Origin of the sequence: Streptomyces sp. NPDC014734 (assembly GCF_043083325.1) — a bacterium.
GTDB lineage: Bacteria > Actinomycetota > Actinomycetes > Streptomycetales > Streptomycetaceae > Streptomyces.
In genome coordinates, this window is the sequence record NZ_JBIBYN010000001.1 from 131,187 (window position 1) to 148,717 (window position 17,531).

Sequence of the window (17,531 nt, forward strand, 5' to 3'; positions counted from 1 at the left end):
CTGTTACTGCTGTTGCATTTCTGCGCTGGGCTACCAGGACTCGAACCTAGAATGACGGTACCAGAAACCGTAGTGTTGCCAATTACACCATAGCCCATGGTGGTACTCGTACCCCCGACCGGATTCGAACCGGCGCTACTGCCGTGAGAGGGCAGCGTGCTAGGCCGCTACACAACGGGGGCCCTAGCGATCCTGCATCGAGAACGTGGGTGCGACCCTGACGATCTCGCGGGAAGGATCTGTACCCCCGACCGGATTCGAACCGGCGCTACTGCCGTGAGAGGGCAGCGTGCTAGGCCGCTACACAACGGGGGCTTGTTCCTACTGTTACTGCTGTTGCATTTCTGCGCTGGGCTACCAGGACTCGAACCTAGAATGACGGTACCAGAAACCGTAGTGTTGCCAATTACACCATAGCCCAATGAAACGCAACCCCTTGCGGGATTTTTGTTTCGGTCGCGCTTCCCGTTCGGATCTTCCGTCCCGCTCGGGCGGCGCAGGAAGAACATTACCCGAAGGTGTCCGGCGCTCCAAAACGGGTATCGGACGGCAGCAGGCCGGGGAGCTGGGCGAGACCGTCGATACGGACGAGTTCCGGTCGTCCACCGCGCCCGTTCCGGTCCAGCCAGATCCCCATGAGCCCCGCGGCGACCGCGCCGCCGGCGTCGATGTCCGGCTCGTCCCCCACGTACGCCACCTCCTCCGGCTCCAACGCCAGCGCGTCGCACGCGGCGTGGAACGCACCGGCCTCGGGTTTGGAGATGCCCAGCTCCACTGCGCACACCACGGCCTCGAACCTGTCGCGCACACCGAGCGCGCGCAGCTTGCGGTCCTGGTTGCGGATGCTGGAGTTCGACAGCACCGCGTGCCGGAACCCGTCGGCCAGCCGGTCCAGGACCGGCAGCACGTCCGGGAAGAGCGACCACGCGGCCTCGTAGTGGGCCGCGTGCCGGTCAAACCAGTCATCGGCCTCGGTGTCGTCCAGCGCCCGCGCGAGGAACTCCCTGACCCGGTCCCGGCGCTGCCCCTGGAAATCGGTCTCCCCGGCGGCGAACCGCGCCCAGTGCACCCCGGTGATCTCCCGCCACGCGTCGAGGGCCTGCTCGGCGTCGGCGTATCCGGCGGGCAGACCCTCCTGTTCGAGGTGCGCGCGCATGCCGGCGCGGTCGGCGCCGCTGTAGTCGAAGATCGTGTCGTCGATGTCCCAGAGCACGGCTCGGATGACCATGCGGCCAGGCTAGCGGTCGCGCGCCGAGCGCGGGAGTGCGTCGCGTGGTGCGCCGCCGGACCCCGGAGGTCGCGATCACCTCACTCGCGGTCCCGTGCGGTCGCGGCCCTGATCGCGGCCGGCGGACCCCGGCCGGGCGCCCGGCCGGAAGGCGTCCCGGACGGCGGCGGAACCACGATGGGGTGGCCGCTCCGTCGGGAGCGGCCACCCCATCGTGCGGGACGAGATGTGTGAGGCGGGCCGTCAGACACGGCCTAGGCGGCGGCCAGCTTCGCCAGGGCGGCGTCGATGCGGGCGATCGTCTTCTCGCGGCCCAGGATCTCCAGGGACTCGAAGAGCGGCAGACCGATGGTGCGGCCGGTGACCGCGACGCGGACCGGGGCCTGGGCCTTGCCGAGCTTCAGGCCGTGCTCCTCACCGGCGGCGAGGACGGCGTTCTTCAGGGCGTCCGCGTTCCACTCGGCGGCGATCAACTGGGCGCGGGCGGTGACGAGCAGGGCGTCGGAGCCCTCCTTCATCGCCTTGGCCCAGGAGGCCTCGTCCGTGGCGGGCTCGTCGAGGAAGAGGAAGTCGACGTTGGCCGTGATGTCGGAGAGGACGGTGACCCGGGTCTGGGCGTGCGGGGCGATCTCCGCGAACTGCTCCGCGTCGAAGGACTCCGGGGCCCACGGGGCGAACGGGGCCCTCAGCCAGGGGCCGCAGGCCTCGGTGAACGCCTTCACGTCCATCTTGCGGATGTGCTCGGCGTTGATGTGCTCGCACTTCTTCAGGTCGAAGCGCGCCGGGTTCGCGTTGACGTCCGCGATGTCGAACGCGGCCACCATCTCCTCGACCGAGAAGATGTCCCGGTCCTCGGCGATGGACCAGCCCAGCAGGGAGAGGTAGTTGAGCAGGCCCTCGGGCAGGAAGCCGCGCTCGCGGTAGAGGTTCAGGGACGCCTGCGGGTCGCGCTTGGAAAGCTTCTTGTTGCCCTCCCCCATGACGTACGGGAGGTGGCCGAAGGCGGGGGTTCCCTTGGCGATGCCCAGCTCGATGAGCGCCTTGTAGAGGGCGAGCTGACGCGGGGTCGAGGAGAGCAGGTCCTCGCCGCGCAGGACGTGGGTGATCTCCATCAGCGCGTCGTCGACCGGGTTGACCAGCGTGTAGAGCGGGGCGCCGTTGGCGCGGACGATGCCGTAGTCCGGCACGTTCTCCGGCTGGAAGGTCAGCTCGCCGCGGACCAGGTCGGTGAAGGTGAGCGGCTCGTCGGGCATCCGGAAGCGGACGATGGAGGTGCGGCCCTCGGTCTCGTACGCGGCGGTCTGCTCGGCGGTGAGCTCGCGGCAGTGACCGTCGTAGCCGGAGGGCCTGCCGGCGGCGCGGGCGGCGTCGCGGCGGCTGTCGAGCTCCTCGGTGGTGCAGTAGCAGTGGTAGGCGTACCCGCCCGCCAGGAGCTTCTCGGCGACGTCCTTGTAGATGTCCATCCGCTGTGACTGGCGGTACGGGGCGTGCGGGCCGCCGACCTCGGGGCCCTCGTCCCAGTCGAAGCCGAGCCAGCGCATCGAGTCCAGGAGCTGGTTGTAGGACTCCTCGGAGTCCCGGGCGGCGTCGGTGTCCTCGATGCGGAAGACCAGGGTGCCGCCGTGGTGCCGGGCGAAGGCCCAGTTGAACAGGGCGGTGCGGACCAGACCCACGTGCGGGTTGCCGGTCGGGGAGGGGCAGAAACGTACACGAGGGGGTGTCCCCTGCCCGAACGGGGCCGAGAGCTTGGGGGAGGGTGCGTTAGCCACGCTTGATCACCTTGTTGGTGAGAGTGCCGATGCCTTCGATGGTGACGGCGACCTCGTCGCCGACGTGGAGGGGGCCGACCCCTGCCGGGGTGCCGGTGAGGATCACGTCGCCCGGAAGCAGCGTCATGGCTTCCGTGATGTGGACGACCAGGTCCTCGATCGAGCGGATCATGTCGCTCGTCCGGCCGAGTTGTCGTTGCTCGCCGTTGACCGTGGCCTGGATGGTCAGGTCACCGGGGTCGAGGTCGGTCTCCACCCAGGGGCCGAGCGGGCAGGACGTGTCGAAGCCCTTGGCACGGGCCCACTGCTTCTCGCGCTTCTGGGCGTCGCGGGCGGTGACGTCGTTGGCGCAGGTGTAGCCGAAAACGACGTCCTTGACGCGCTCGCGCGGCACTTCCCGGCACATGCGGCCGATGACCACGGCGAGTTCCGCCTCGTGGTGCAGCTCGTTCGAGAAGGAGGGGTACTCGATGGCGTCGCCGGAGCCGATCACGGAGGTGGTGGGCTTGAAGAAGGCGACAGGGACGTCCGGCACCTCGTTGCCGAGCTCCTTGGCGTGCTCCGCGTAGTTGCGGCCGATGGCCACGACCTTGTTGGGGAGCACGGGCGGCAGGAGGCGGACCTTGCTCAGCGGGACCTTGGTGCCGGAGAGCTCGAACTCCGCGTACGGAATGCCCTTGATGATGTCGAGGACGAGACCGTCGGGCCCGTCGCCCTCCACGGCGCCGAAGGCGACATTGCCGTCGATGGAGAACCTGGCGATGCGCACGGGATGCTGTCGCCCCTCACTTGCTGGCTGACTGAAGACTGACGCTCCAGGCTAACGCCTCGCCCTGCGGGTTCCGCCCGAAAGCGGGCACGGCCCGGCGCGCGTGGAGGCGCCGGACGCCACCGGTGGAGAGGCGTCGCGGGAGGGGGCGGTCCGCGGCGTCCTACTCGGCGGGCGCGGCGGGGGCCGGAATCTCCATGAGGATGGTGCGACGGGGGTTGGCCGTCTGCGCGGGCAGTTCGACGCGGTGCTCCGGCCGCTCCGTCGTCCGCAGTTGACCGGCGTCGTCGAGGTGCGCCAGCGTGGTACGGCGGGGGTTGGCGATGTTGTGGAACATCTTCGTCGTCTTCATCTGCCGTTCGGACCCTGTCGGTGCGGGCGCCGCCCGGAGGGGCGCCGGTTGTCGGATTTGCCATCCCTGTAAAGCGTCAGGCTAAACATCGGATTCCCCCGCGCGGACCGGATGAGACGGCGATCATCATGTGAGTTTGCTCACCCATGCGCGAACAAATCACCCATTTCGGACGCAGGGTCGCCTCGGGCATAACGGACATTACGTAACTGAATCAACCATTCCGCTCCTGATCATGTCGACTGGGACACCCTTCGCCTCCTGCCGATCAGTACGCAATATTCCGTTTTGTCCATGACCAAGCTCCACCGCTTGTTACTTAACGGTCACAAAGTGTCACTCGGGTCACGGCCAGGCACGGGGCCCTTGTTGGAGATCCGGCACTGTGCTGGAATTCCACGCACCGCCGCGGGTTTCGTACCGGCGCGCAGGGGGCGCAACGCAGCGCCGAGTGGCGGCGGAAAGGGGAAGTGCGCCGGTCACTCACGACCACCAGGGGCAGATACGACGCCCCACGACGCCGACACCGTCCCACCCGCCTCCACGCGGAGGGACGCCTGGTCCAGAGGTTGCGACGCTAGTGCAGGGACGTTTCAAGAGGGATGGCAACGGGTCTCCCCAGGCCCGCCAGGGCCGAGGGGAAGCCGCGGCGGAGCAGGAGCCGCACGGCGGGACCGACCGCGGCTCCTCGCCCCAGCACGCCCAGAACCCCGGACCGGCCGGTGACGGCGACGACCGCTCCCGCCGCCCCGGTGACGCCGCCGACGCAGGTGCCGAGCCGCACGCGTCGGCCAAGCCCCAGGACCCCGTCGGCGCGGGCTCGCGGATGGCGCTGCGCAACTGGCGCATCAGCACGCGTCTGGTCTCGCTGCTCGCCCTGCCCGTGGTCGCGGCGACCACGCTCGGCGGTCTGCGGATCAACGAGTCCATGAACGACATGCAGCAGCTGGACCACATGCAGCTGCTCACCCAGCTGACCAAGCAGGCGACCTCGCTCGCCCAGGCGCTCCAGGTGGAGCGCGACAGCTCGGCCGGCCCGCTGTCCAACGGCGCGAAGCCCGAGGACTACAAGGTCAAGGCTCCCCGCGACAAGACGGACCAGGCACAGGCCGCCTTCCTCAACGCGACGGCGACGATCGGCGATCCCTCCGGCGACGACGCGCTGCAGGGCATCTACTCCAGCGTCAGTCAGATCGCCAGCCAGCTCGGCGACATCCGCGAGATCCGTAAGTCCGCGTATGCCAAGGGCACCCCGGGCATGCAGACCGTCGACCAGTACAGCCAGCTGATCACCTCGCTGCTGAGCCTGTCGCAGGACATGGCGCAGGCGACCAGCAACTCGGAGATGATCAAGCGGACCCGGGCGCTGGCGGCCTTCTCCTCCGCGAAGGAGTACGCCTCGGTCCAGCGGGCGATCATCGCCGCCTCGCTGACCGTCGGCGACAAGCAGCAGCCGCACCTCGACCCGAACGACCAGCAGTTCGGCCGCGCCGCACAGCGCAAGGAGACCGCTGCACGCCGCGCCTTCACCTCGGTCTACGGGGCCACGGGCAACAACCCCGACGATCTGACCGCCACCCTGGAGGAGGGCAACCCGGAGATCAAGGCCGCCGACACCTACGCGAAGAAGGTGCTGGACAGCCCCTCCGGACTGGACGGCGTGACGCAGCGCTCGTACATGGACTGGTACGACCAGAGCTCCACCAAGATCCAGGCCATGACGACCATCGAGCAGACCCTGCTCAGCGAGATGGAGGGCAAGGCCCGCGAGCTGCGCGACGAGTCGAAGCGCGAAGCGATCATCAGCGGTGCGCTCATCCTGCTCGTGCTCGGTGTCTCGCTGGTCGGCGCGTTCGTCGTCGCCCGGTCCATGATCCGCTCGCTGCGGCGGCTCCAGGACACGGCGACCCGGGTCGCGCAGGACCGTCTGCCCGAGCTCGTCAAGCAGCTCTCCGAGGCCGACCCGCAGGACGTCGACACCTCCGTCGAGTCGGTCGGTGTGCACTCCCGGGACGAGATCGGCCAGGTGGCCGCGGCCTTCGACGACGTGCACCGCGAGGCCGTCCGGCTCGCCGCCGAACAGGCCCTCCTCCGGGGCAACGTCAACGCGATGTTCACCAACCTCTCGCGCCGCAGCCAGGGCCTCATCCAGCGCCAGCTCTCGCTCATCTCCGAGCTGGAGTCGCGCGAGGCCGACCCGGACCAGCTGTCCTCGCTCTTCAAGCTCGACCACCTCGCGACCCGTATGCGCCGCAACGGCGAGAACCTCCTCGTCCTCGCGGGCGAGGAGCCGGGGCGTCGCTGGACGCGCCCCGTCCCGCTGGTCGACGTGCTCCGCGCCGCCGCCTCCGAGGTGGAGCAGTACGAGCGCATCGAACTGGCGGCGGTGCCCGCCACCGAGGTCGCGGGCCGGGTCGTCAACGACCTCGTGCACCTGCTCGCCGAGCTGCTGGAGAACGCCACGTCGTTCTCCTCGCCGCAGACCAAGGTCCGGGTCACCGGTCACGCGCTGCCCGACGGCCGGGTGCTGGTCGAGATCCACGACACCGGCATCGGCCTCTCCCCCGAGGACCTCGCCGCGATCAACGAGCGGCTCGCCTCGCCGCCCACCGTGGACGTCTCGGTCTCCCGGCGCATGGGTCTGTTCGTGGTCGGCCGGCTGTCGCTGCGTCACGGCATCCGGATCCAGCTGCGGCCCTCCGACTCCGGTGGTACGACCGCGCTCGTCATGCTGCCCGTCGAGGTGGCGCACGGCGGCGGTCGGCCGGCCCCCAAGCAGGGGCCGGGTCAGCAGTCCGGCGCCCCGGGCGGGCCGCTCGGCGCGGGCGGCAACGCGGGAGCCCCGGGCGGTTCCCGTCCCGGCCCCGGCGGCGCCCCGGCGGGCCGGCTCGAACCGGGCCAGGGCGGCGCCCGCGGCCAGGTCGGCGCGGGCTCCGGTCCGCGCGCCGCACTGCCGACGCGTGACGGCGGTGTCCGCCGGTCGCCCGACGAGCAGGATCAGCAGGACCGGCAGAACGCGGGCTTCCAGTCCACCGGGATGCCCGACGGCGGTGCGCGGGACCTTCCGCGCACGGCGTCGACGCGTCAGGGCGGCGGCCTGGCCGGTGCCTTCGGCAACGGTGCCCGGCTCGGTGCCCGTAACCAGGGCGCCGGTAACGGACGTACCGACGCGACCGGCCCCGACCTGTTCAGCGAGAACCGCCAGGGCCGCCAGAACCCGAACGACCCGCAGGGCCGTGCGGTCGGCCCCGCCCCGTGGCAGGCGCCGCAGGCCCCGCAGCCCCAGCAGGCCCCGCAGGGACCTGGTGTCTTCCAGCAGCCCGGCGGTCCGGTCGATCCCGGCCGTCAGCTGCCCCCGGTCGGCGGCCCGCGTGCCGAGCTGCCCGGCGGCAATCCCCTGCCGCAGCGTCCGCAGACCGCCGGCTGGGGCGCCGAGGAGCAGTCCGTACCGGGGCTCACTGCGCCGGACGCCCCGCGCGGTCACGAGGAGCACGAGGCCACCGGCCAGTTCCAGCTCCCGGTGAACCCGCAGTTCGCGCCGCAGCCGTACCTGGACGACGACCGGCAGGGACCCGGTGCCACCGCCGAGTTCGCCCGCCCCGACTTCTCCGCCCCCGCGCCGCAGACCCCGTCGCAGGACGGTTCGCCGCTGGACGGGCCGTCGCAGGGTGGTTCGCCGTTCGGCGGTTCGCCGCTGGGCGGACCGCCGCAGGACCCGGCGAGCACCGCGCAGTTCGCCCGCCCCGACTTCGGCCAGCCGCGGCCGGCGCCGGACCAGGGCCTGCCTGCACCGCACCAGCGGGGCCGCGGCGACGAGGACTTCGGTGCCCCGCGTCCGCCCGTCGGCGAGGCGCAGTACCACCCGGTCCCGCCGCGACAGCAGCCCGAGGCGCTGCCGCCGGTGCCCGGCCCGGGAGACGGCCGCACGCCGTTGTACGACACCCTGGAGACGAACTGGTTCCACGGCCCGCAGCAGGGCGGTCAGCAGCCGCCCGCCGAGCCGCAGGCGCCCGCCTCCTCCCAGCAGCCGGCCCACGAGGAGCGTCACGCTCCCGAGGCGCCGCGCCACGACGGAGGCGAACCGGGCTCCACCACAAGCTCCTGGCGCCCCTCGCCGAACGACGAACTCGTCCGGCAGGCGGAGCGGGCCAAGAAGCCCGCGGCAGGCGGAGTCACCACTTCCGGACTGCCTCGCCGGGTCCCACGCGCGAACCTGGTTCCGGGCACCGCCCAACAACAGAACCACCAGTCCGGTCCTCAGGTGTCGCGCGCGCCCGATGATGTGCGCGGGCGGTTGACCAATCTCCGCCGGGGCATCCAGCAGGGACGGCAGGCCAACGGCCAGTCGACCGGCAGCTTCCCACTCGGCCCCACTCACCAGCAGGAGCGTTAGTTGAGCCCGATGAGTCAGGCCGCACAGAATCTGAACTGGTTGATCACCAACTTCGTGGACAACACCCCCGGGGTGTCGCACACGGTGGTGGTCTCCGCCGACGGACTCCTGCTGGCCATGTCCGAAGGATTCCCGCGCGACCGCGCCGACCAGTTGGCGGCCGTCGCCTCCGGGCTGACCTCGCTGACCGCGGGCGCCTCCCGGATCTTCGAGGGCGGCGCCGTCAGCCAGACCGTGGTGGAGATGGAACGCGGGTTCCTCTTCCTCATGTCCATCTCCGACGGCTCCTCACTGGCCGTGCTCGCCCACCCGGAGGCCGACATCGGTCTGGTCGGGTACGAGATGGCCCTTCTCGTCGACCGTGCGGGCACCGTCCTCACCCCGGACCTCCGGGCCGAACTCCAAGGCAGCCTGCTCCACTAGGCGGCCGCGGATCGATGACAGACTCGATCGCGCAATACCCTCGTCCCAGCCCGCCCGGCCGCCTAGAGCCCCCACCGGCCCCTTCAGACGGCAAAGCCGACACCCTGCTGTCACGCCCGGAGGATTCATGACCCCGCCACCCGCCTCATCCGATCCGTACGGCGCACTGCACCACGCGTCGTACGACGGTGAAGGCGACCAGCCGTTGGTCCGCCCCTATGCCATGACCGGCGGCCGGACCCGGCCCCGCTACCAGCTCGCCATAGAGGCCCTGGTCTCCACCACGGCCGACCCCGCGCACATGGCGACGCTGCTCCCCGAGCACCAGCGGATCTGCCATCTGTGCCGCGAGGTCAAGTCGGTGGCCGAGGTGTCGGCGCTGCTGTCGATGCCGCTCGGTGTGGCCCGGATTCTCGTCGCGGACCTGGCGGAAGCCGGCATGGTGGCCATCCACCAGCCGGGCAATGGAGAGGCCGGCGGCGCGCCGGATGTGACACTGCTCGAAAGGGTGCTCAGTGGACTTCGCAAGCTCTAGTGGCGGTGCGGCCCGGGCCACCACCTCGGCGAAGATCGTGGTGGCGGGGGGCTTCGGCGTGGGCAAGACCACGTTCGTCGGTGCCGTCTCGGAGATCAACCCGTTGCGCACCGAGGCCGTGATGACGTCCGCCTCCGCGGGCATCGACGACCTGACGCACACCGGCGGAAAGACGACGACGACCGTCGCGATGGACTTCGGCCGTATCACGCTGGACCAGGACCTGATCCTGTACCTGTTCGGCACCCCCGGACAGGACCGCTTCTGGTTCATGTGGGACGACCTGGTCCGCGGCGCCATCGGCGCCGTCGTCCTCGTCGACACCCGCCGCCTCGCCGACTGCTTCCCCGCCGTCGACTACTTCGAGAACAGCGGCCTCCCCTTCGTCATCGCCCTCAACGGCTTCGACGGACACCAGCCCTACACCCCCGACGAGGTCCGCGAAGCACTCCAGATCGGACCCGACACCCCGATCATCACGACGGACGCCCGCCACCGCGCGGACGCCAAGAGCGGTCTGATCACTCTCGTCGAGCACGCGCTGATGGCACGACTCAAGTAGGCGCAAGTCGGTATTGTCATACGGAAGTTGCCGTACCATCCCAGGGGCGGGCTGTGTCCTTTGACACGATCCGCCCCCATGTTCATAACGTTTCGACAGAGAATTGCCACCGCGATCGGCACCCGATGCGTTCAATCGGTGCCGCTGCGCTCACACGAGCCCCGCCTTTTGGCGGGGCTCGCTCTTTATGCCCGTTTTATCCGAGGCTTGGACCACTCGGAATGGCTGATTCCGACTGTTTGGAACGCGACCGGTCCCCATGCTGGAATTCGACGGACTTCTGAGTAGTACGACCCTGAACGAAATACGGCACACCGCAGGTGCCGACGCCGAGAGGTTATTGGTCGAGTGAGGCGAAGCAAGGAGGGCTCCGCGGCGCAGCCCGAACGGGGCAACTTCACCCCGTCGCCGCGCGCCGCGGCGCCGCCCGTCCATGCGTCCGGGACGAACGTGTCCGGTGGCAGCACCAGCCGACTGGCGCCGCGCAACTGGCGGGTGCCCACCCGGCTGAACGCGATCCTCCTCATCCCGGTGGCGGTCGGCCTCGTCATGGGCGGCTTCCAGGTGAAGGGGTCGATCGACACCTGGCGGGAGGCACAGGACGCCGAGAGGACCGCGCTGATCGTCCGCGCGGCCTCCGACTACGGTCAGGCACTTCTCGACGAGCGCGATCTGTCCGCCCGCCCCCTGCTGTCGAACAACCGCCAGGACGCCGTGATCGGGCAGGTCCGGTCCGCCACCGACGCCGCCGCCGCCGCGTTCGGCAGGGCCGTGAAGGACATGCCGCGGAAGAAGGGGCTGGAGCGGCGTCTTCAGCTGTTGCGGCTGGAGGAGCCCAAGCTCCCCGAACTGCGCCGCGCCGCCTACGCCGAGGGCATGGACCCGGTGAAGACGGAGGAGGGCTACGTCCAGGTGCAGCACTCCCTGATGGAGTTCTGCAACGAACTGGGCCTGGGCACCGGCAACGTCACCAGCTACGGCCGTACGGTCTACGCGCTCGAACTGGCCAAGGCTGCAGAATCGCTTCAGCGCTCCATCGGCATGCACCTGCTGGTACGCCCCAGCCAGGAGCGCGCCACGTTCGACGCCCAGGTCAAGGCGTTCGGCTCGTACAACTATCTGGAGCAGATCGCGCTCAACGAGTTCGTCTCCGGCGGCACGGAGGCCGACGCGAGGCGCCTGGAGCAGGTCATGAAGGCGCAGGCGGCGGTCGGCGCGAAGGAACTGCGGAGGGTCAAGGACCAGGCCGACGCGGCGGGCACGCCGTTCGTCGCGCCGCCCAGCGTCGACGGCTCGGTCTTCGACGGCATGGCCCAGCAGATCGCGCAGGGCACGTCCCCCCAGAAGCTTGCCGCGAAGGGCATCACCCCCGAGACCTGGATGTCGGCCGCCACCGCCAAGTTCGACGGCTACACCACGGTCGAGAACGAGCTCGTCGACAAGGCGGTGGCCGAGGCCGCGGACATCTCCTCCGGCGCCCGGACCGACGCGATCGTCAACGCCGCCGTCGTGCTGGTCGCGCTGCTGGCCGCCTTCGTCCTCGCCGGGCTCATGGCCCGGCAGATGAGCCGTTCGATGCGCGAACTGCGCACCGCCGCGTTCGGGATCGCCGAGCAGCGGCTGCCCACCCTGGTCGACCAGCTCTCCAGGAACGATCCGGGCCTGGTCGACACCCGTGTCCGGCCGATCCCGGTCAACAGCCGGGACGAGATCGGCGAGGTCGCCCGCGCCTTCGACCAGGTGCACCGCGAGGCGGTCCGGCTGGCGGGCGAGCAGGCCATGCTGCGGGGCAACGTCAACGCGATCTTCGCCAACCTCTCGCGCCGCAACCAGTCGTTGATCGAGGGACAGCTGACCCTCATCACCGACCTGGAGAACAACGAGGCCGACCCGGACCAGCTGGAGAACCTGTTCCGGCTGGACCACCTGGCCACCCGGATGCGCCGCAACGGCGAGAACCTCCTGGTCCTGGCGGGCGAGGAACCCGGCCGCCGGTGGAACGAGCCGGTCCCGCTGGTCGATGTGTTGCGGGCCGCCGCCTCCGAGGTGGAGTCGTACGAGCGCGTCGAGATCTCCGGCGTGCCGGAGACCGACATCCACGGCCAGGCCGTCACCGACCTGGTGCATCTGCTGGCCGAGCTGCTGGAGAACGCCACCATGTTCTCCTCGCCGCAGACCAAGGTGCGGGTCACCGCGACCCGGCTGCCCGACAGCCGCGTGGTGATCGAGATCCACGACAAGGGCATCGGTCTCACCGCCGAGGACTTCGCCGACATCAATCACCGGCTGGCCAACCCGCCGACGGTGGACGCCGCGGTGTCGCAGCGGATGGGCCTGTTCGTGGTCGGCCGTCTCTCCGACCGGCACGGCATCCGGGTCCAGCTCCGCCCCTCCGGCGAGCAGGCCGGCACCACCTCGCTGGTCATGCTGCCGAACTCGATCACCCATGGCGGCGGCGGCGAACCGGACGTCTCCCAGGACGACTTCACCGTCTCCTCGATGATTCCGCAGCAGCAGCAGACACCGGAACGTCCCGTCGCCCACCCCCGGACGCCCACGGCCGCCGACCTCGGCTTCGACGACTCGCGCTACGAGCAGCCGTCGTCCGGCGCCCCGCGGACGGACCCGGTGGACCGCTCGCCGCTGCGCGACGGACCCGGGGCCGCCCGGGACAGCCGGACGGCCGACGACCGGCCGCGGTTCACGCGGGAGCCGTACGCGGCGGACCCGGGCGCCGGGGCCGGCGACGGGTACGCCCCGAACGGATGGACCGGAAACGGATACCCGGCGGACGGACACGTCCCCGGAGGACACGTCCCCGACGGATACGTTCCCGACGGATACGTTCCCGACGGATACGTTCCCGACGGACACAGCGGGAACGGGTACCCGGCAGCGGGGTACGCCGGAAACGGCCACACCCCCGAACCGCGGCAGGAGCCGTACGGGCAGGGGTCCTACGGGCAGGAGTACGGGCAGGAACCGTACGGACAGGGGTCGTACGAACAGGGGTCGTACGGGCAGGAACCGTACGGGCAGGAACCGTACGCGGGCGGCTTCGCCGCCTGGTCCGGTGACGGCACCCCCGGCGGGCAGCCCGCCGCCACCGACCGGGACGGGTACCGGGAGACGCACGGACCGTCGTCCCCGGCGGAGGCGGAATCCGCCCCGAGCGCGCCCGCCGAAGCACCGGAAAGCGTAGGCTTCGACCGTCCGGGCCCCACCCCGAACTCCGGTCACGAGCTGACCGACGCCGGTCTGCCGCGCCGGGGCGGCCAGCAGCACTGGCAGCCCAACGGCCGCGGCAGCAACCGGCCTTCAGCCGCGCAACACCGGCCGCAGCAGCAGACGGAGGAACTGCCGCCGCAGCAGCAGTCGCCCGCGCCGCAGGACGGGGACGGCTCCGGCGACTGGCGTTCGACGAACGACGAGCGCTGGGAGCGGGCCGAGAAGCTCCGGGACCCGAAGGCGGGCGGGATCACCCCGTCCGGACTTCCCCGGCGGGTACCCAAGGCCAATCTGGTCGAGGGCACGGCGGAGCAGACCCCGCAGGGCGGGCCTCAGGTCTCCCGCGCCCCCGAGGACGTCCGCGGCAGGTTGAGCAACCTGCGGCGGGGCGTGCTGAGGGGACGTAACGCGGGTGCGGACACAAGTAACACCTACAACCAGGAGCGTTAGTGTGAGCCCGATGAGCCAGGCGGCGCAGAATCTGAACTGGTTGATCACCAACTTCGTGGACAACACCCCCGGGGTGTCGCACACGGTGGTGGTCTCCGCCGACGGACTCCTGCTGGCCATGTCCGAGGGATTCCCGCGCGACCGCGCCGACCAGTTGGCGGCCGTCGCCTCCGGGCTGACCTCGCTGACCGCGGGCGCCTCCCGGATCTTCGAGGGCGGCGCCGTGAACCAGACCGTGGTGGAGATGGAACGCGGGTTCCTCTTCCTCATGTCCATCTCCGACGGCTCCTCACTGGCCGTGCTCGCCCACCCGGAGGCCGACATCGGTCTGGTCGGGTACGAGATGGCCCTTCTCGTCGACCGTGCGGGCAGCGTCCTCACCCCGGACCTCCGGGCCGAATTGCAAGGAAGTCTTCTTAACTAGTAAACGGACAGTGCGTTTCTCGCCACCGCGCCATACAGTGCGGTGGCGCGGACCCACCGGGAGCGGGACCGGCAGGCGGAGGAGGAATCGTGACAACACCCCCAGACGGGCACCGGTACAACGGTGGCCAGAACGCACCGGGTGAGCACGGGGACAACCGTTTCAACTTCCCCTCCGCACCCAGCGGACAGGGCTTCCAGCAGCCGTACCGGCCCTATCAGCAGCAGCAGCCGCAGGGGCCCGGCCGGTCCCCGCGACGGCCGCACCGCTACGACCCGCCCCGCTCCCCCGGCATCCAGCCCGTACCACCGCGGCAGGCTCCCGAGCCCGCCGCTCCCGGCGCCCACAATCCACTGGTCCGTCCGTACGCCATGACCGGCGGCCGGACCCGACCGCGCTACCAACTCGCGATTGAGGCGTTGGTCAGTACCACGGCCGATCCGTCCCAACTGCAAGGGCAGTTGCCCGAGCATCAGCGGATCTGCCGGTTGTGCTTCGAGATCAAGTCGGTCGCCGAGATTTCGGCACTGCTCTCGATCCCGCTCGGCGTCGCCCGGATCCTCGTAGCCGACCTGGCAGAGGCCGGACTCGTCGCCATCCATCAGCCCGGCGGCGACGAGTCCGCCGGGGGCCAGCCAGATGTGACACTGCTCGAAAGGGTGCTCAGTGGACTTCGCAAGCTCTAGCGGCGGAGCAGCCCGCTCCACTACCTCGGCGAAGATCGTGGTGGCAGGGGGCTTCGGCGTGGGTAAGACCACGTTCGTCGGTGCCGTCTCGGAGATCAACCCGCTGCGCACCGAAGCCGTGATGACGTCCGCCTCCGCGGGCATCGACGACCTCACACACACCGGGGACAAGACCACCACGACGGTGGCGATGGACTTCGGCCGCATCACGCTGGACCAGGACCTGATCCTGTACCTGTTCGGCACCCCCGGACAGGACCGCTTCTGGTTCATGTGGGACGACCTGGTCCGCGGCGCCATCGGCGCCGTCGTCCTCGTCGACACCCGCCGCCTCGCCGACTGCTTCCCCGCCGTCGACTACTTCGAGAACAGCGGCCTCCCCTTCGTCATCGCCCTCAACGGCTTCGACGGACACCAGCCCTACACCCCCGACGAGGTCCGCGAAGCACTCCAGATCGGACCCGACACCCCGATTCTCACCACGGACGCCCGCCACCGCACGGACGCCAAGAGCGCGCTGATCACCCTCGTCGAGCACGCGCTCATGGCACGACTGCGGTAGGGAGCCCCGCACCGGGCCGTACGGGCCCTTCGCGCCCTGCCCTCACGGGGGCGGGGCGCGAAGGGCCCGTACGGGCCTCGGTGGCCCCGTGACGCGCCGATGCCCCGCACTCCCGAGGAGTGCGGGGCATCGTGTGTCTCCGGTGCCGGTCAGCCCTGCCAGGAGTGCGGGGCGCGGAAGCCGGGGGTGCGCTCCAGGCGGCGCCATCCGGCGGTGCTGCGGCCGCGGTGGGCGGGGGTCGCGGCGGGCTGGGCGGCGGCGCGGGCGAGCAGCACGGCGGTTATCGCGGCAAGCTCCTCGGGGTCGGCGAGACCCTTCTCGACGCGCAGCACGGACTCGGTGGCAGTGCTCATGGGTGGTTCTCCGTCTTCTCGACAGGTGCTGGTCGGCAGGTCTTCTCGGCGGGTGCGCGGACGGGGCGGGTACACGGCCGGCACCGTCACGGGACTACTGCGGTGGGTTCCCGTGCTTGCGGGACGGCAGATCGGCGTGCTTGGTGCGGAGCATGGCGAGCGAGGCGATCAGCACCTCGCGGGTCTCGGCCGGGTCGATGACGTCGTCGACGAGGCCGCGCTCCGCGGCGTAGTACGGGTGCATCAGTTCGGCCTTGTACTCCTTGACCATGCGGGTCCGCATGGCCTCCGGGTCCTCGGCGTCGGCGATCTGCCGGCGGAAGATGACGTTGGCGGCGCCCTCCGCGCCCATCACGGCGATCTCGTTGGTCGGCCAGGCGTACGTCAGGTCGGCACCGATGGACTGGCTGTCCATCACGATGTACGCACCGCCGTAGGCCTTGCGCAGGATCAGCGAGATCCTCGGCACGGTGGCGTTGCAGTACGCGTAGAGCAGCTTCGCTCCGTGCCGAATGATTCCACCGTGCTCCTGGTCGACGCCGGGCAGGAAGCCGGGTACGTCCAGAAGAGTGATGATGGGGATGTTGAACGCGTCACACATCTGGACGAATCGGGCCGCCTTCTCCGACGCCTCGATGTCCAGGACGCCCGCCAGGACCTGCGGCTGGTTGGCCACGATCCCGACCACCTGGCCGTCCATGCGGGCCAGGGCGCAGACGATGTTGCGTGCCCAGCGCTCGTGGATCTCCAGGTAGTCGCCGTCGTCGACGAGTTCCTCGATGACCTTGTGCATGTCGTACGGGCGGTTGCCGTCGGCCGGGACCAGGTCCAGCAGCACATCGCCACGCCGGTCGGCCGGGTCGTCGCCCGCCACGTTCGGCGGGTTCTCCCGGTTGTTGGACGGCAGCATCCCGAGGAGGTACCGGACCTCGGCGATGCAGGTCTCCTCGTCGTCGTACGCGAAGTGGCACACGCCCGAGGTCTCGGCGTGCACGTCCGCGCCGCCCAGCCCGTTCTGGGTGATCTCCTCGCCCGTGACGGCCTTCACGACGTCCGGGCCGGTGATGAACATCTGCGAGGTGTCGCGGACCATGAAGACGAAGTCGGTGAGCGCCGGGGAGTAGGCGGCGCCGCCCGCGCACGGGCCGAGCATCACGCTGATCTGCGGGATGACGCCGGACGCCTTGGTGTTGCGCTGGAAGATCCCGCCGTATCCGGCGAGCGCGCTGACGCCCTCCTGGATGCGCGCGCCGGCGCCGTCGTTCAGCGACACCAGCGGGGCACCGGCCGCGATGGCCATGTCCATGATCTTGTGGATCTTGGTGGCGTGGGCCTCGCCCAGCGCTCCGCCGAAGATCCGGAAGTCGTGCGCGTAGACGAAGACCGTGCGGCCGTCGACCGTGCCCCAGCCGGTGATGACACCGTCCGTGTGCGGCTTCTTCTGCTCCAGGCCGAAACCGGTCGCCCGGTGCCGCCGCAACTGCTCGACCTCCCGGAACGAGCCCGGGTCGACCAGCAACTCGATGCGCTCGCGCGCCGTCAGCTTGCCCTTGGCGTGCTGCGCCTCGGTCGCCCGGTCACTGGGTCCGCGCCGTGCCTGCTCGCGCAGCGCCAGCAGCTCGGCCACACGGCCACGGGTGTCACTCGGCTCGCCCGGGGTTTCGTCCACAACGGTCATGCACCGACCCTACGAACCCCGGCAAGCAAATCCCGCCGTCGACTCCGTACAGTCTCCTGCCCCGTTTCCTGGCGGAGCCTGACAGTGCGACGACGGCATGCAGGCGAAGTACCAGCTTC

General features: G+C 70.2%; 14 protein-coding genes and 4 tRNA genes. 8 read left to right on the forward strand and 10 right to left on the reverse strand.

What is annotated here, in order from left to right; genetic code table 11:
* Nucleotides 1-25 precede the first annotated feature (25 nt).
* The 8 genes from ACF1CT_RS00670 to ACF1CT_RS00705 form a co-directional block, all read right to left on the reverse strand.
* A tRNA-Gln gene (locus tag ACF1CT_RS00670) sits at nt 26-97 on the reverse strand.
* Between the two features lie 12 nt (nt 98-109).
* Nucleotides 110-182: transfer RNA gene (locus ACF1CT_RS00675), tRNA-Glu, on the reverse strand.
* 60 nt (nt 183-242) lie between these two features.
* Nucleotides 243-315, reverse strand: a tRNA-Glu gene (locus ACF1CT_RS00680).
* A 34-nt stretch (nt 316-349) separates the two neighbouring features.
* Nucleotides 350-421: transfer RNA gene (locus tag ACF1CT_RS00685), tRNA-Gln, on the reverse strand.
* Nucleotides 422-508: 87 nt separating this feature from the next.
* Complete coding sequence (locus tag ACF1CT_RS00690; protein ID WP_391781561.1) at nt 509-1,228, reverse strand: HAD family hydrolase; 720 nt, start codon at nt 1,226-1,228, stop codon at nt 509-511.
* A 254-nt stretch (nt 1,229-1,482) separates the two neighbouring features.
* The gene (gene gltX, locus ACF1CT_RS00695) at nt 1,483-2,997 is read right to left on the reverse strand and encodes a glutamate--tRNA ligase (RefSeq protein ID WP_391781562.1); all 1,515 of its coding nucleotides are present in this window, start codon (nt 2,995-2,997) and stop codon (nt 1,483-1,485) included.
* On the reverse strand, nt 2,990-3,766 hold the full coding sequence (locus ACF1CT_RS00700) for a fumarylacetoacetate hydrolase family protein (RefSeq protein WP_391781563.1): 777 nt from the start codon (nt 3,764-3,766) through the stop codon (nt 2,990-2,992). The genes gltX and ACF1CT_RS00700 overlap by 8 nt, the downstream gene beginning before the upstream one ends.
* Nucleotides 3,767-3,929: 163 nt before the next feature.
* Nucleotides 3,930-4,118, reverse strand: coding sequence for a hypothetical protein (locus ACF1CT_RS00705; RefSeq protein ID WP_391781564.1), 189 nt, complete (start codon nt 4,116-4,118; stop codon nt 3,930-3,932).
* 580 nt (nt 4,119-4,698) lie between these two features.
* Between ACF1CT_RS00705 and ACF1CT_RS00710 the strand changes: the two genes are divergently transcribed.
* The 8 genes from ACF1CT_RS00710 (at nt 4,699) to ACF1CT_RS00745 (ending at nt 15,381) form a co-directional block, all read left to right on the forward strand.
* Nucleotides 4,699-8,511: a nitrate- and nitrite sensing domain-containing protein gene (locus ACF1CT_RS00710; protein ID WP_391781565.1), complete on the forward strand. Its 3,813-nt coding sequence runs from the start codon at nt 4,699-4,701 to the stop codon at nt 8,509-8,511.
* Nucleotides 8,512-8,934 (forward strand): roadblock/LC7 domain-containing protein, encoded by a 423-nt coding sequence (locus tag ACF1CT_RS00715; protein WP_014048545.1) that lies wholly within the window; start codon nt 8,512-8,514, stop codon nt 8,932-8,934. It begins immediately after the preceding gene.
* A gap of 127 nt (nt 8,935-9,061) precedes the next feature.
* Nucleotides 9,062-9,469, forward strand: coding sequence for a DUF742 domain-containing protein (locus ACF1CT_RS00720; RefSeq protein WP_073784783.1), 408 nt, complete (start codon nt 9,062-9,064; stop codon nt 9,467-9,469).
* Nucleotides 9,450-10,031, forward strand: a complete 582-nt coding sequence (locus ACF1CT_RS00725; RefSeq protein WP_072487286.1) for an ATP/GTP-binding protein — start codon at nt 9,450-9,452, stop codon at nt 10,029-10,031. Before ACF1CT_RS00720 ends, ACF1CT_RS00725 begins: the two co-directional genes overlap by 20 nt.
* A gap of 348 nt (nt 10,032-10,379) precedes the next feature.
* A complete protein-coding gene (locus ACF1CT_RS00730) occupies nt 10,380-13,709 on the forward strand; it encodes a nitrate- and nitrite sensing domain-containing protein (protein ID WP_391781566.1) in 3,330 nt (1,109 codons plus the stop codon).
* Between the two features lie 10 nt (nt 13,710-13,719).
* Nucleotides 13,720-14,133: a roadblock/LC7 domain-containing protein gene (locus tag ACF1CT_RS00735; RefSeq protein WP_037649449.1), complete on the forward strand. Its 414-nt coding sequence runs from the start codon at nt 13,720-13,722 to the stop codon at nt 14,131-14,133.
* 89 nt (nt 14,134-14,222) lie between these two features.
* Nucleotides 14,223-14,819, forward strand: coding sequence for a DUF742 domain-containing protein (locus ACF1CT_RS00740; protein ID WP_391781567.1), 597 nt, complete (start codon nt 14,223-14,225; stop codon nt 14,817-14,819).
* Nucleotides 14,800-15,381: an ATP/GTP-binding protein gene (locus ACF1CT_RS00745; RefSeq protein WP_266911682.1), complete on the forward strand. Its 582-nt coding sequence runs from the start codon at nt 14,800-14,802 to the stop codon at nt 15,379-15,381. The genes ACF1CT_RS00740 and ACF1CT_RS00745 overlap by 20 nt, the downstream gene beginning before the upstream one ends.
* A gap of 149 nt (nt 15,382-15,530) precedes the next feature.
* On the opposite strand, the gene ACF1CT_RS00750 is transcribed toward ACF1CT_RS00745, so the two are convergent.
* Together ACF1CT_RS00750 and ACF1CT_RS00755 are read right to left on the reverse strand one after the other, a co-directional pair.
* Nucleotides 15,531-15,734 (reverse strand): acyl-CoA carboxylase subunit epsilon, encoded by a 204-nt coding sequence (locus tag ACF1CT_RS00750; RefSeq protein ID WP_362203972.1) that lies wholly within the window; start codon nt 15,732-15,734, stop codon nt 15,531-15,533.
* 94 nt (nt 15,735-15,828) lie between these two features.
* On the reverse strand, nt 15,829-17,412 hold the full coding sequence (locus tag ACF1CT_RS00755; RefSeq protein ID WP_391781568.1) for an acyl-CoA carboxylase subunit beta: 1,584 nt from the start codon (nt 17,410-17,412) through the stop codon (nt 15,829-15,831).
* Nucleotides 17,413-17,531: the final 119 nt, after the last annotated feature.